Annotated in this window: 15 protein-coding genes; 9 read left to right on the top strand and 6 right to left on the bottom strand. The window is 57.7% G+C overall.

What is annotated here, in order from left to right:
* The first annotated feature begins 56 nt into the window (after positions 1-56).
* Positions 57-899, top strand: coding sequence for an outer membrane protein OmpK (locus G5358_RS17035; protein WP_216951901.1), 843 nt, complete (start codon positions 57-59; stop codon positions 897-899).
* Between the two features lie 97 nt (positions 900-996).
* On the opposite strand, the gene G5358_RS17040 is transcribed toward G5358_RS17035, so the two are convergent.
* Positions 997-1479 (bottom strand): YajQ family cyclic di-GMP-binding protein, encoded by a 483-nt coding sequence (locus G5358_RS17040; protein WP_216951900.1) that lies wholly within the window; start codon positions 1477-1479, stop codon positions 997-999.
* Between the two features lie 200 nt (positions 1480-1679).
* Here G5358_RS17040 and G5358_RS17045 point away from each other — a divergent pair, with 200 nt between their 5' ends.
* Positions 1680-2633, top strand: coding sequence for a ketopantoate reductase family protein (locus G5358_RS17045; RefSeq protein ID WP_421324561.1), 954 nt, complete (start codon positions 1680-1682; stop codon positions 2631-2633).
* Between the two features lie 37 nt (positions 2634-2670).
* The gene (locus tag G5358_RS17050; protein WP_421324562.1) at positions 2671-3231 is read left to right on the top strand and encodes a DJ-1 family glyoxalase III; all 561 of its coding nucleotides are present in this window, start codon (positions 2671-2673) and stop codon (positions 3229-3231) included.
* Between the two features lie 111 nt (positions 3232-3342).
* On the opposite strand, the gene G5358_RS17055 is transcribed toward G5358_RS17050, so the two are convergent.
* On the bottom strand, positions 3343-3549 hold the full coding sequence (locus G5358_RS17055) for a hypothetical protein (protein WP_421324564.1): 207 nt from the start codon (positions 3547-3549) through the stop codon (positions 3343-3345).
* Between the two features lie 131 nt (positions 3550-3680).
* Here G5358_RS17055 and dinB point away from each other — a divergent pair, with 131 nt between their 5' ends.
* The 6 genes from dinB (at position 3681) to rlmM (ending at position 10296) form a co-directional block, all read left to right on the top strand.
* Positions 3681-4736, top strand: a complete 1056-nt coding sequence (dinB, locus tag G5358_RS17060) for a DNA polymerase IV (protein ID WP_421324566.1) — start codon at positions 3681-3683, stop codon at positions 4734-4736.
* Between the two features lie 66 nt (positions 4737-4802).
* Entirely contained in the window at positions 4803-6944 is a 2142-nt protein-coding gene (locus G5358_RS17065) for a methyl-accepting chemotaxis protein (RefSeq protein WP_421324567.1), read from the top strand.
* Between the two features lie 284 nt (positions 6945-7228).
* Entirely contained in the window at positions 7229-8149 is a 921-nt protein-coding gene (locus tag G5358_RS17070) for a transcriptional regulator GcvA (protein WP_185227590.1), read from the top strand.
* Positions 8142-8771, top strand: coding sequence for an alpha/beta family hydrolase (locus tag G5358_RS17075; protein ID WP_421324568.1), 630 nt, complete (start codon positions 8142-8144; stop codon positions 8769-8771). The genes G5358_RS17070 and G5358_RS17075 overlap by 8 nt, the downstream gene beginning before the upstream one ends.
* 51 nt (positions 8772-8822) lie before the next feature.
* Entirely contained in the window at positions 8823-9209 is a 387-nt protein-coding gene (locus tag G5358_RS17080; protein WP_216951896.1) for a DUF423 domain-containing protein, read from the top strand.
* Complete coding sequence (rlmM, locus tag G5358_RS17085) at positions 9202-10296, top strand: 23S rRNA (cytidine(2498)-2'-O)-methyltransferase RlmM (RefSeq protein WP_005338617.1); 1095 nt, start codon at positions 9202-9204, stop codon at positions 10294-10296. Before G5358_RS17080 ends, rlmM begins: the two co-directional genes overlap by 8 nt.
* Before the next feature lie 82 nt (positions 10297-10378).
* Here rlmM and G5358_RS17090 read toward each other — a convergent pair whose 3' ends face one another.
* The 4 genes from G5358_RS17090 to ppnN all read right to left on the bottom strand — a co-directional run.
* The gene (locus G5358_RS17090; RefSeq protein WP_136501476.1) at positions 10379-10837 is read right to left on the bottom strand and encodes a hypothetical protein; all 459 of its coding nucleotides are present in this window, start codon (positions 10835-10837) and stop codon (positions 10379-10381) included.
* A gap of 117 nt (positions 10838-10954) precedes the next feature.
* Positions 10955-11962: an isocitrate dehydrogenase gene (locus G5358_RS17095; RefSeq protein ID WP_005349723.1), complete on the bottom strand. Its 1008-nt coding sequence runs from the start codon at positions 11960-11962 to the stop codon at positions 10955-10957.
* Between the two features lie 159 nt (positions 11963-12121).
* The gene (xni, locus tag G5358_RS17100; protein ID WP_421324569.1) at positions 12122-12922 is read right to left on the bottom strand and encodes a flap endonuclease Xni; all 801 of its coding nucleotides are present in this window, start codon (positions 12920-12922) and stop codon (positions 12122-12124) included.
* A 135-nt stretch (positions 12923-13057) separates the two neighbouring features.
* A partial coding sequence (gene ppnN, locus G5358_RS17105; RefSeq protein ID WP_421324570.1) for a nucleotide 5'-monophosphate nucleosidase PpnN occupies positions 13058-14368 on the bottom strand: 1311 nt, incomplete at its 5' end.

A 14368-nucleotide genomic window follows, 5' to 3' on the forward strand; every position in this document is an offset into this window, starting at 1 on the left:
CGCTCCTTGTGGGCAGGCTACGGAAAACCTCAACTAACGCACAAGAGACCAATAAAATGGCCAAATTTACCAAGACTCTGATCGCTACCGGTCTGCTGGCTGCTGCCGCAACTCCAGCCTTTGCTGCTGACTACAGCGGTGATATCCACAAGAATGACTACAAGTGGATGCAGTTCAACGTCATGCACACCATCGACCAGCGCCCTTTCACTACCGGTGAAGAGGACTACAACGATACCTATTTTGAGATGGAGTTCGGTGGTCGCTCCGGCCTGTTTGACCTGTACGGTTACGTCGACGTATTCGATATTTTCGACTCCCGTCACAGCAATAAACACCATGGTCAGAACCTGTTCATGAAGTTTGCACCGCGTATGTCTCTGGATGCGCTGACAGGTAAAGATCTCTCCTTTGGTCCTGTGCAAGAGCTTTACATTGCCAACCTGAACAACGTTGGTGACAAGCAGATGGAAAACCAGCTGGGTCTGGGTGCCGATGTGATGGTTCCCTGGTTTGGCAAGGTTGGCATGAACCTGTATGCACGTCACGCCACCGAGAACCAGTTCTTCACCGAAGAAGAAGGTGAGTGGAACGGTTATCAGTTCTCCATGAACTGGTTCAAGCCTTTCTATACCTTCGGCAATGGCAGCTTTGTCTCCTACCAGGGTTATCTGGATTATCAATTCGGCCTGGATACCCATGACCGTGCTGACCGTACCAGCGACAACCTGGCCACCTTCCACGGTATCTACTGGCACTCCGATCGCTACGCGGTTGGTTATGGCCTGAAGTATTTCATGGATGCCTACGGTACCAAAGATGGCTCCAAAGCCTACGACGGTACCCCGTGGAAGAGCACCGGCTTCAGCCACTACTTCTCTGTTACCTACAAGTTCTAATAAAACTTGGGGAACAAAAAACCGGAGCATTTGCTCCGGTTTTTTTATGCTCGGACGATTAAAGAAGAGGAGAAGGGAGAGCCCTTCTCTCCCATCATCAGTCGCGGAAATTCTGAAACTGCATCGGTTGGCCCAGGTCGGCGCCACGGACCAGTGCCATGGTCTCTTGCAGATCGTCACGCTTCTTGCCGGTGACACGTACTTCATCACCCTGGATGGCGACCTGTACCTTGATTTTGGAGTCCTTGATCAGCTTGACCAGCTTCTTGGCGATCTCTTTCTCGATCCCCTGTTTGAACTTGACGGTCAGGTGGAAGCGTTTGCCGGAGTGAACGGAGTCACCCACTTCCATGGAGCTGTTTTCGATGTTGCGCTTGAGCAGGGCACCGCGCAGGATTTCGACCATCTGCTTGAGCTGGAAATCGGCATCGGCTTCCAGTTTTACCTCTTCCTTGTTCAACTCGAAGCTGGCTTCTACCCCACGAAAATCGAAACGGGTGGCCAGTTCACGATTGGCGTTGTCGACTGCGTTCAACACCTCGTTCATTTTGACTTCAGAGACAATATCGAATGACGGCATAGCCAAAGCTCCTCATGTTGCGTTATCGGGGGGCAAATCTACCAGAAAACGGGCAAATTTGCTGATTTTGATGGGGTTGCTCTGCTAGAATCCCCTGCGCACAGGACGGGTGGACCCGTTAGTGTCCACCAGCGACATCTTCACTTATCCCCGGTAACAGGTTGAGAGGATTGCAACCCTTACCCTGACAGAGTCACACCATGCCAAGCGGATTAAAAAATTCCCGACAGCCCGTTATTCCACCCGTTACTCCGAAGTGGTCACTGTTGGGTTGTGGCGCCCTCGGCGGCGTTTTTGCCTCCCTGCTGACCCAGAGTGGTCAATCCACCCGTGTCTTGTTGCGCGAACATCATAAGTCCACGCTCCATCCGGGGATCGATTTCACCTCGCTGGAGGGGCATGTCCAGCTGCTCAATATCGAGCGCGGATTTGTCAGCAAACCCGGCAAGATCCAGCGTCTGCTGGTGATGACCAAGGCCAGTCAGGTGATTGCCGCACTGACACCGCTGGTGAGCAATCTGGATGCCGGCGTGCCAATCGTGCTGCTGCACAACGGGATGGGCATTGCCGAGCAGGTGGTCGAGATGTTCCCGCACAATCCGGTGATTGCCGGTGTCACCAGCCATGGCGCCATGCAGTGCGGCCATTTTGTCTTCCGTCATACTGGCAAGGGGGAAACCTGGCTTGGCCCGATCAACGATGCCGCCAAGGCCCATGCCGCGCTCGCGGACGAGCTGGCGCTGGCACTGGGTCAGGCTGGTTGGGATGAGCAGGTATTGACGCGCCAGTGGCAAAAGCTTGCCATCAACTGTGCCATCAATCCCCTGACGGCCCTCTACAAGTTGAAAAATGGCGAGCTGGCTGGCCCCCGTTTTGCCGATGCCCTGCAGCAGATCTGCGTGGAAGTGGCGGATGTGATGTGTGCCGAAGGAGTTGCGACCACGGCAGAGGAGTTGCAACGTCGGGTGATGACAGTGGTGGAACTGACCGCTGACAATTACTCCTCCATGCATCAGGATATGGAGCTGGGACGCGAGACCGAGATTGAGGCCATCACCGGCTTCCTGCTGGCCAAGGCAGCCCGGCATGGCATCGCCGTACCGGTCAATCAGGGTCTCTATCAGGCAATCAAAGAGAAGAGTCAGGCCGTCTGATCTTCTACATGGCAGAGCAAGCTGCAAGGAGGCGAACGTGAGTGTACTGGTGCTGGTGGCCCCCGGGTCGGAAGAGATAGAGACGGTCGCCATTGTCGATACCCTGGTGCGCGCCAGCATCGAGGTGGTGCTGGCCTCTTGCTGCCCTGCCGGATCCCGGCAGGTAAAAGCGTCGCGCGGGGTACAGCTGGTGGCCGATTGTCATATCGACGAGCTGACCCGTCGGGACTTTGAAGCCATCGTGGTACCCGGTGGTCTGCCCGGCAGCGAAGTGATCCGCGATACCCCGCTGGCCATCGATCTGCTCAAAGAGCAGGCCGCTCTTGGTCGCTGGCGTGCTGCCATCTGCGCCGCCCCTGTGGTGGTGTTGCAACATCATGCTCTGCTGGGTGATGCCATCGTTACCTGTCATCCCGGCTTTCAGCCCCGACTACCGACATCGCAGCTGTCAGATGAGCGGGTAGTCAGGGATGAGGCTCATCGCCTTATCACCAGCCAGGGGCCGGGCAGTGCCATCGAGTTTGCGCTTGAACTGGTCCGGGTGCTGCGTGGGGATGAGGTGGCTGCCACTGTTGCTGGCCCTATGGTGCTGCCTTGAGCGCACTCTGCTGCAGAATCAAGCTGGCCATGCTTTGAAAAACGGGCCCCGAGCGTTTTGATCGGGGCCCGTTTGTTATCTGCCGTTGTCGGTCACGCCATCTTGTCCGGCTCAGTAGTCGTACTGTTTGCACTTCTTCTTGCGAAACTCTTCACGCCAGCGTGACAACTCTTGCTCTGTGCCGAGTGTGTCCCCTTTCTTGATGGCCTGTTCCAGTATCTCAATCCGGTCGTACAGCCAGCGGCACTCTGCCGTCGGGTTGTTCTTGCCGATGCCGGTCAACGGCAGCAAACAGAGTCCCAACCAAACATATTTCATCCCGAACGCTCCTTGTCATTGTGGTAGTAAAGGTCTCCTTGGAGTCTACTATTTTAGCCGTAACGAGAGAGATAGAGCTGTGCTTATCCTTGGGGTAAGATGGTACCGTGTCTGTTTATTTATACAGTGGTATGCGTAAGATCATCCATATCGACATGGACTGCTTTTTTGCCGCGGTGGAGATGCGGGACAACCCTGCCTTGCGGGAGGTGCCGCTCGCCATCGGTGGGGCCTCCGAGCGGCGCGGCGTCATCTCGACCTGCAACTATGTGGCGCGCCGATTCGGGGTGCGCTCCGCCATGCCGAGCGCGCTGGCGAAAAAACTCTGCCCGCCGCTGGTACTGATCCCTGGGCGAATGGCGGTGTACAAGGATATCTCCCGTCAGCTCAGGGCCATTTTCCTCCGCTATACCGATCAGGTTGAACCGCTGTCGCTGGATGAGGCTTACCTCGATGTGACCCACAGTCGCTGCTGTGGCGGCAGCGCCACCCTGATGGCGCAAGAGATCCGGCAAGCCATCGTCACCGAACTGGGATTGACCGCCTCGGCCGGAGTGGCCCCCAACAAGTTTCTCGCCAAGATCGCCTCGGAGCAGCGCAAGCCTGATGGTCTGTTTGTCATTCGTCCCGACGAAGTGGCCGAATTTGTCTGCCAGTTGCCACTCGGCAAACTGCCCGGGGTGGGGCGCAAGACCGCCGAGCGGCTGGAGGCTCAGGGGCTCTACACCTGTGAGGATGCGCGGGCCTTGTCGGCACAAGAGCTGTGCAGTCGTTTTGGCAAGCTGGGGGAGATGCTGACGACCCGGATCTGGGGGCTGGATGAACAGCCGGTGCAGGCGCACCGGATCCGCAAAACCATCGGGGTGGAGACCACCCTGGCGAGCGATGTTTGTGACGAAGCCGCCTGCCTGACGGTATTGCAGCAACTGCTGCCGGAGCTGGAGCGGCGATTTCAGCTGGCGTGTCCTGCCGAGCAGGTGATGGGGCAGGGGATTAAGCTCAAGTTTGCCGATTTCCACCAGACCACCGTCTATCGCAGTCAGGGTGGCTATCAGCCAGCCTTGTTCGTTCCCCTGCTCAAAGAGGGGCTACAGCGGGCGCAAGGGCGTTCGGTTCGCCTGCTGGGCTTGGTGGTGGGTTTGCCAAAAGAGGGTGAAGTTAATCAACTCTCGCTGGATTTGCTGTGAGAGAGTTAAGTTTTTGTTTATAAAGTCGATAATCTATCCATATCTGTATGACGTAGGAATATTGGCATGAGCGCTCTTTCTGTCCAGGGTCGGATTACCCTGATCGCCGGTTGCTGTCTGTTGGTGACAGCCGCCGCTCTGGTTGCCTCTTCGATTTACAACGCGAACAAGATGCAACAGCAGGTGCGGCAAGCCACCATGCACGAGGCGCAGCAGTCTGCCGAGAACTGGATGAAGGCGATGGGCTCGGAGCAGGCGGCCAAGGTGACCAGCTATCTCGATGAGGCCTATTTCCGCGCCAGTTTGCTGGCAGAGAGCGTGTTGTTCCAGCGCAAGAATGCGGCCGAGAACTTTGTCCATTCGGAGGCGCTGCGCAGCGCCGTCAATCAGCAATTGCACGATGCCGTTGCCTCATCGACCAATCTGCTTGGTGTCTATGCGGTGTTCGAGCCTGACCAGCTGGATGGGGAAGACAGCAACTATCAGGGCTCCACGGCGCTGGGTTCCAACGACAAGGGGCGTTTTTCCAGTTACTGGGCCTATGACAACGGCAAGATAGAACCGGAAGTGCAGAATGAGGATGTACTGGCCGATGAGAGCCCGACCGAGGCTGGTGGCATCGAAAACGAGTGGTATCGCTGCAGCATTCGCACCCGTGCCCTCTGCCTGCTGGAGCCCTATCTGGACGATGTGGGCGATAAACAGATATTGATGACCTCGGTGACGGTCCCGCTATTGGAGCAGGAGACCTTGCTGGGGATGGTCGGGGTCGATATCTCGCTGGCCACTTTGCAGAGTCTGGTCAGTACCATGGACAAGGAGCTCTATGACGGCAAGGGCAGAATCTTGCTGGTCAGTCACGAGGGGCGCGTGGCGGGAGCCGATGAGTTCGATGTGACCATGGGGCGTGGGCTGGATCAGAAGTATCAGGGGCTGGCCAGCGAGCTGAAAGGCTGGCTCAGTCAGGGTCAGGAGCTGACTCGCTGGAGCAGCGATGGCACCCTGTTGCAGACCTTTGTCCCGGTATCCATACGTGGCACCGACCGTAAATGGGGCATCTACATTGAATTGCCACGGGCCGTAGTACTGGCTTCGGCCCAGCAACTGCAAGATGAGTTGGCCAGTGAAGCCAATCGCAGCGTGGTCTCGCAGCTGTCGATCGGGGTGCTGATCTCGCTGGTGGCCCTGAGTTTTATCTGGTTGATGGCGCGCCAGATTGTGGCACCCATCCGCGCTGTAGTTGCCCGCCTCAAGGATATCGCCAGTGGTGAGGGGGATTTGACCCAGCGTATCGAGATCCAGCGGCAAGACGAGATTGGTGAGCTGGCCAAGTGGTTCAACAGCTTCCTCAACAAGTTGCAATCCACCATCAGTCAGGTGATTGATACCGTCTCCGGTACGCGCAACAGTGCCGAGCGAGCCGCGCAAGTGGCTGAGCGCACCAGCAGCGGCATGCAGGCCCAGTATCAGGAGATCGATCTGGTGGCGACGGCATTTGAAGAGCTGAGTGCCACGGCTATGCAGGTGTCGGGCAATGCCAGCGCAGCCGTCACTGCCGCCAACACGACGGATGCCGCGGCGCAAGAAGGCAAGTATGTGGTGGCTGACACCCAGGAGGCGATGCGCAAGCTGATGACCATCATCAATGATGCCCAGCCGGTAGCCGAGCATCTCTCGGCCAACAGCGGCAACATCAATGACATCCTCATCGTAATCCAGGGGATTGCCGAGCAGACCAACCTGTTGGCACTCAATGCGGCCATTGAAGCGGCGCGAGCCGGTGAACAGGGGAGAGGTTTTGCCGTGGTGGCCGATGAAGTGCGCAATCTGGCAGGTCGTACCCAGAATGCCATTGTCGAGATCCAGAACCTGATCAGCCAGCTGCAATCAGGTACTGGTGCTGTGGTCAATGCGATCCGCGATGGTCATGACCAAGCTGACGAGACGCTTGCCAAGGTAGATCTCTCGGTACAGGTGCTGGAGCAGATCATCCAGTCGGTCTCCACCATCCATCAGATGAACGAGCAGATTGCCCGGGCGGCGCAGGAGCAGAGTCGGGTAGCAGACGAGATCAACCGCAATGTCAGCAATATTCGCGATGTGAGCCACACCATTCGGGCCGAGGCGGCGACCTCCGCCGAAAATGGTCGCGAGCTCTCTGCGCTGGCGGACAAACAGCAGCAGCTGGTGGGTCAGTTCAAGGTATAGAAGGGATGAAAAAAGGCGCCATCCAGCTGGAGGCGCCAAACACATTCAGATGACAGACTGGGTCAAACCGGTGAGATTTGAGCCCCTCTTCCCGCAGAGGAAGAAACACAACACCACAATCACAGTCGAAAGACTCACTAAAAACACATGTAAACCAACACGTAGTAGAAAATGTGAGCCATATGACGACTGATTGCTGGGCGAATTATGTTTATTCACTGGTCGACCCGCAACCGACAAATTATAATGCGCCCCATTAGAAAAACTCATCGTCGGCTGGTGTCATGTCTCGTCGTTTACCCCCGCTCAATGCCCTCAAGGCGTTTGAAGCTGCGGCTCGTCACTTAAGCTTTACCCGCGCAGCAGAAGAGTTGTTTGTGACTCAGGCTGCCATCAGTCACCAGATCAAGGCGCTGGAGGAGTATCTTGGCATCAAGCTGTTCCGCCGCAAAAACCGCTCCTTGTTGCTGACCGAAGAGGGACAGGGCTATTTCCTGGATATCAAGGACATCTTTGCCTCCATCTCAGAGGCGACCGACAAGCTGCTGGCCCGCAGTGCCAAGGGGGCGTTGACTGTCAGTTTGCAGCCGAGTTTCGCCATCCAGTGGCTGGTGCCGCGGCTGGTCAAGTTCAGCGAGCGCCACCCCGATATCGACGTGCGGATCAAGGCGGTCGATCTCGATGAAGGGTCGCTCACCGATGATGTGGATGTGGCCATCTACTACGGGCGCGGCAACTGGCCTGGTCTGCGTAGTGACAAGCTGCATACCGAATACCTGATCCCCGTCTGTTCCCCCTTGCTGCTGACGGGATCCAAGCCACTGCGTACACCGCAAGATTTGACTCTTCATACCCTGCTGCACGATACCTCCCGCCGCGACTGGAAGGCCTGGTTCCGCCAGCTCGATATCGATGCCCCCAACGTCAATCAGGGGCCCATCTTCAGCCACTCCACCATGGTGATCCAGGCGGCGATCCACGGCCAGGGGGTGGCGCTTGGCCACAGCGTGCTGGCACAACCCGAGATTGAGGCCGGCCGCCTTATCTGCCCGTTCGAGCAGGTGCTGGTGAGCAAAAATGCTTTCTATCTGGTGTGCCAGGAGCAACAGTCGGATCAGGGCAAGATCGTTGCCTTCCGCGACTGGATGCTGGAGCTGGTGGAGCAGGAAGAGGCGCGTCGCAGGGCAAGGCTCGCCGATGCCTGATGTGATCCGCGAGGGGGCAATTGATGCCCCCGTTCGCATTTTGCTGGCCCACGGGGCAGGTGCAGGGATGGATCACCCCTTTCTTGCCGAGTTGTCACGCCTGCTGGCCGGGCCGGATATCGAAGTGGTGCGCTTCAACTTTGCCTACATGACCAGGAGAGCACAGGATGGCAATCGCCGCCCGCCTGACAGGGCGCCTGTGCTGCTCGCCCATTGGCGCGACATGATCCGCGAGTTTGCCCATCCACGGCTGTTTCTGGCGGGCAAGTCGATGGGTGGGCGGATGGCGGCGGAACTGTATCGTGAAGGCGAGGGTGAGATGAATGCTGCAGGATTGCTCATTCTCGGGTATCCTTTCCACCCTCCGGCCAAGCCCGACAGTTGGCGAGGCGAGGTACTCAAGCACATTGCAGTGCCAACCCTGCTGTTGCAGGGGGAGCGCGACACCTTCGGTAGTCGCGCCGAACTGGCCGATTTCCCCTTCTCACCCGCCGTATCGGTCCATTGGTTGACCGATGGTGATCATGGTTTCAAACCGCGTAAAGCCAGTGGTGTGAGTGAGCAGGAGAATATGCAGCATGCGGCGGCGGCCATCAGCCATTTTGTGGCCCGGCACGGATAGCACGATAGGGTTGGTTTGATTGCCAGCCTCGATGAGAGAGGGAGAGTGAGGATGCAGATCCATCGACATTGGCTGATACTGGCTGGTTTCTTCGGGTTGACGGCCACCATGCTGGGGGCTTATGGCGCCCATGGATTGGCGGCGACCGGCATTACGCCCGAGCGTCTGGCGGCGTTCAATACCGCCGTGCAATATCAGTTTTTTCACGCATTGGCCCTGCTGGTTCTGGGCTGGTGTGGTGTGCGCAGCAGGGTGATCCAGCTGGCTGGCACCGCCTTTGTGCTGGGGATCATCGGATTCTCCGGCAGTATTTACGCCATGGTGCTGCTTGGCAGCAAGGGGCTGGGGTTGATTACCCCGGCCGGTGGCCTCTGTTTTATGTTGGGATGGACGGCCCTGATCTGGGCTGGCTGTCGTCTTGGAGGAAAAAATGAATAATCTGCTGCTTTATTGCCGCCCCGGTTTTGAGAAAGAGGCGGCTGCAGAGATCACCGAGCGTGCCGGTAACATGCAGTGCTACGGTTTCGCCCGGGTCAAGGACGACAGCGGTTATGTGATCTTCGAACTGTATGACGAGGAGCAGGCGGACCTGCTGGCTCGCAAGCTGCCGTTCCGGGAGCTCATCTTCATCCGCCAGATGCTAGTGGTCACCCATGAGTTGAAGGATCTGGATGTCGCGGACAGGATCTCCCCGATCCTTGAGGCGGTGAGTGACTACACCATTTGCGGTGATCTGCGGGTCGAAACCGCGGATACCAACGAAGCGAAAGAGCTGTCGGCCTTCTGCCGCAAGTTCACCGTGCCGCTGCGTCAGGCGCTGCGCAGCAACGAGATCCTGACCAAGAAGGAGACGCCGAACCGTCCGGTGTTCCACGCCTTCTTCATGGCCAATGATCATGTGTTGCTGGGCTACTCCTATTCGTTCAACAACTCCGGATTCCACATGGGGATCCCGCGCTTGCGCTTCCCGGCCGATGCACCGAGCCGCTCCAGCCTCAAGCTGGAGGAGGCGTTTTACGTTTTCGTGCCGCGGGAAGAGTGGGATGTGCGTCTTTGTTCAGGCATGAAGGCGGTGGATCTGGGCGCCTGCCCGGGTGGCTGGACCTATCAGCTGGTACGCCGTGGCATGATGGTGACGGCGGTCGACAATGGCATGATGGCCCAATCCTTGATGGATACCGGCCAGGTCAAGCATATCCGGGATGACGGTTTCGTCTGGCGTCCGAGCAAGAAGAACACCTACTGGCTGGTGTGCGACATGGTCGATAAACCGGCGCGGGTCGTTCACATGATTGCGGACTGGTTCCGTGAGGGCGACTGCCAGGAGGCGATGTTCAACCTCAAGCTGCCGATGAAGAAGCGTTATGCTGAATCGGTACACAATATCGAAGTGCTGCGCGAGATGCTCAAGGAGATCGACAACGCGTTCGTGATCCAGGCCAAGCAGCTCTATCACGATCGGGAAGAGATCACCGTGCATGTTTACAACAAGTACTGGGTCTCCAAACTCGAGCCCAAGGCGTGATGTAGCCGTTTTGCCCGTACGATAAATACCAAGGCCGACAGGGAAACCTGTCGGCCTTTTGCTATTCGGCTGCCGGAAAATATCAGAAACGGTAATCGAGGCGCAGGGAGGATTCGTCGTCGGTCACCTTGATCTCTATCTGCAGCGGGATGGTTTTGTCGACCGGATTGAATTGCATCTTTATCCCGTCTCCTCTCAGCCTGAGGGCGGTGTTCATTCCGCCAGCCTTGAACTTGACCTTGGGTCTAAAGCGTTCAACTGACAGACTGACGCTCTTTTCCGGGGTCAGATTGAGCTGCGGGTAGGAGGTGATCTTTTGATTACCAAAGTTGTCGGTGGAGACTTCAATACCAAACGACAGGGGTTTGGGTGCCTTGAGTAGGTCGTTGGTATTCAGGCTCGAGCGCCATACCTCGGTGGCAGTCCGTTTTTCCTGCTGTGGCAGTTTGGCGGTTTGGGTCTGTTGATCCTGCTCGAAAGCACTTGCAGCACCACACACCAGCATCAGACCCGAAACCAGATAGCACCCGTATCCCTTCATGAAAAACACTCCCTGTTCTTCTTCTCTATTGAACATAGTTGCTGTTCGGAGAGTGGCAAAGGATTCGGAAATATAAAAAAGGGAGCCTAGGCTCCCTTTTAAAATCAATTGGTTAGCTTACAGGCGATCGATGATGGCTTGGGTGAATTCGCTGGTGGAAGCCGTGCCACCCAGATCGCGGGTGACCCGATCACCGGATTCGATGGTGGCTCGTACCGCCTCGCGGATCCGCTCTGCCTTATCCTGCATGCCGAGGTACTCCAGCATCTGAATGGAGGCGAGGATCACCGAGGTCGGGTTGGCGATATTCTTGCCAGCTATGTCCGGCGCAGAACCGTGGACCGCTTCGAAGATGGCCGCGCCATCGCCGATGTTGGCGCCGGGCGCCATGCCGAGACCGCCAACCAGACCGGCGCAGAGATCCGAGAGGATGTCGCCGAACAGGTTGGTAGTGACCATGACATCGAAACGCTCCGGATACATCACCAAATTCATGCAGGCGGCATCGACGATCATCTCTTCGCTCTGGATATCCGGGTAGTGGCTGGCGATTTCACGTGCCACTTCGAGGAACAGGCCGGAGGTCGACTTGAGGATGTTCGCCTTGTGGATGATGGTGACCTTCTTGCGACCTTCCTGACGGGCCAGCTCGAAGGCGAACTTGACTATGCGCTCGGCCCCTTCGCGGGTGATGATGCTCATCGCCTCGGCGCTCTTGTTGTCATCACTGCGCTTTTGCCCAGCGCCCGAGTACATGCCTTCGGTGTTTTCACGCACAGTGATGATGTCGATGTTGTCGTAACGGCTTCTGGTGCCCTTGAAGGAGATGACCGGGCGCACGTTGGCGTAGAGGTTGAACTTCTTGCGCAGGGAGACGTTGATGGAGGTAAAACCGCCGCCGACCGGTGTGGTCAATGGTCCTTTCAGGCTCACCTTGTTCTTCTCAATCAGATCTAGGGTCGCCTGGGGCAGCAGCTCGCCATGCTTTTCGAGGGCAACCAGACCCGCATCAGCGTATTCGTACTCAAAGTCACAGCCCGCATGGGTCAGGATCTGGATGGCTGATTCAATGATGCTGGGGCCAATGCCGTCGCCGGGGATCACGGTAATTTTTCTTTTGGACATGAGAGGGTTCCACTTCCAGGGTATAGGGGAGGATGGGGCTGCTTTATAGCATTTACTCAGCAAACCAACCACATTCCTTTACATTCTACTCACTTTTATCAACAGCGAGGGTGAGTCTCGTCATGGTTCACGCCCTTGCCTGCATTTTTGTTCGGCACTTCAGTCTGGCTGGGGCGGGTAGCGGATGTCCCGCAGGTTGAATCCCAGCGGAATATCCCGCTGCAAGCGCACCAGCCGCTGGGCCAGCAGGGCCTCATCCTGATGTTGGCGCAGTTTGATCAGTGGCTTGGCGGCGTCCTCTTGCTGGCAGGCTTCGAGCATGGCTGCCAGATTGCCATATTGCTGCAACAGCTGGGTGGCGCTCTTGGGGCCGATCCCCGGAACCCCCTTGATATTGGAACCGCTGATACCGGTCAGGGCCCAGAAGTCGACCAGCTGATTAGGCGCTACCCCATATTGCTGCTGGACGAAGGCGGCATCCAGCCAGCGTTTGTTGAAGTAGTCGCGCACCCGGATCTGCGGGCAGATCAGTTGGCAGAACCCCTTGTCGGTGGAGATGATGGTCGCCTGATGGCCATGGCTGGCGATGCCGCTGGCGAGGGTGGCGATAAGGTCATCCGCTTCATCGGTCTCGGAGAGCAGAGCGTCGACCCCGCACTCCCAGAAGGCATCCTGCAGGGTCGCCAACCCCTCGCGCAGTTCAGGGGGCATGGGGGTTCGCCCCTCCTTGTAGGCCGGATAGACCTCTTTGCGCCAGCTATACACCTCGCCATCAAACACGGCAATGACATGGGTTGGCTCGCTATTGGCCAGCAGCTTGCGGCAGGTATTGATAAGGTTGGCTCGGGTTGCAACCAGCGCCTGGGCAGGGGTCAGTGCCTGCTGGGCCTGTACCGCGTGCAGACGGCGAATGAGGTTGAGGGCATCGATGATGAGCAGGTGTGGCCGGATAGTTGACATGGGGCACTCTTGGCGGTCGGGACGCCCCATTGTAACAAACCGCTCGCCTTATGGGGGATTGATGGCAGTCGGGAAGGCATAGCGCCAATAAAGAGGGGCGCCGATGCGCCCCTCTGTCAATGATGTATCTGTACCCTAGCGGACGATTTCGTAGCAAGGCACATACTGACTGCCCGGCAGCTTCATCCGCTGCTGCTTGACGAAGCTCTCCAGCAGCTTGTCCATCAGGTGCATCAGCTCCTTGTCGCCGTGCAGCTTGAAGGGGCCCTTCTTCTCGATGGCGCGAATGCCCCCTTCCTTGACGTTGCCGGCGACGATGCCGGAGAAGGCACGACGCAGGTTGGCGGCCAGCAACTGGGGCGGCTGGTTGCGGTGCAGATCCAGACTGGCCATGCTGGCGTGATCCGGTTCGAAGGGGAGCTGGAACTCCGGCTCAATCTTGAGGGACCAGTTGAAGGAGTAGGCATCACCGACCGATTTGCGGTATTCGCGGATTTTCGGCATCGCCTCCTTCATCACTCGGGCCACTTCCGGTGCATCGCCAACAATGATCCGGTAGAGCTTGGTCGCCGGTTCACCCAGGGTCGCCTTGATGAAGTCGTCGATGGCTCGGAAGTAGTCGGCACTCTCTTTCGGGCCGGTCAGGATGATGGGCATGGGTTGTCGTTCGTTGGCCGGATGCATCATGATGCCGAGCAGATAGAGCAGCTCTTCGGCGGTGCCGACTCCGCCCGGGAAGATGATGATGCCATGGCCGAGGCGCACGAAGGCTTCCAGCCGTTTCTCGATATCCGGCAGGATCACCAGCTCGTTGACGATGGGGTTGGGCGGTTCGGCCGCGATAATGGAGGGCTCGGTCAGGCCGATGTAGCGCCCGTTGCGTACCCGTTGTTTGGCATGGCCGACGGCGGCCCCCTTCATCGGACCCTCCATGGCGCCAGGGCCACAGCCGGTACAGATGTTCAGCTCACGCAAGCCCAGTTCGCTGCCCACGGCGCGGGTGTACTGGTACTCGATCTCGTTGATGGAGTGGCCACCCCAGCAGACGATCAGGTTGGGATCGGCGCCAGGCAGGATCACCTTGGCGTTGCGCAGGATGGCGAACACCACGTTGGAGATATGAGTCGAATTGGTGAGGTTGACCAGCCGGTTCGATTCAAGCTGGTTGGAGACATAGAGAATGTCGCGCAGCACCGAGAAGAGGTGCTCCTGAATACCACGAATGATCTCGCCATCGACGAACGCGTGCTCGGGGGCGTTGAACAGTTCCAGCTTGACCCCGCGCTCGCGCCGGATCACATGAATGTCGAATGATTTGAAGCGCTCCAGGATCTCCTTGGAGCTGTCGGTATGGCTGCCGGAATTGAGCACCGCCAGCGAGCAGTTGCGAAACAGTTGATAGATATCGCTGGAGGCAGTCTGCTTGAGGCGATCCACCTCGAGCTG

This window comes from Aeromonas sp. 604176 (assembly GCF_049170755.1).
Lineage (GTDB): Bacteria > Pseudomonadota > Gammaproteobacteria > Enterobacterales > Aeromonadaceae > Aeromonas > Aeromonas veronii_A.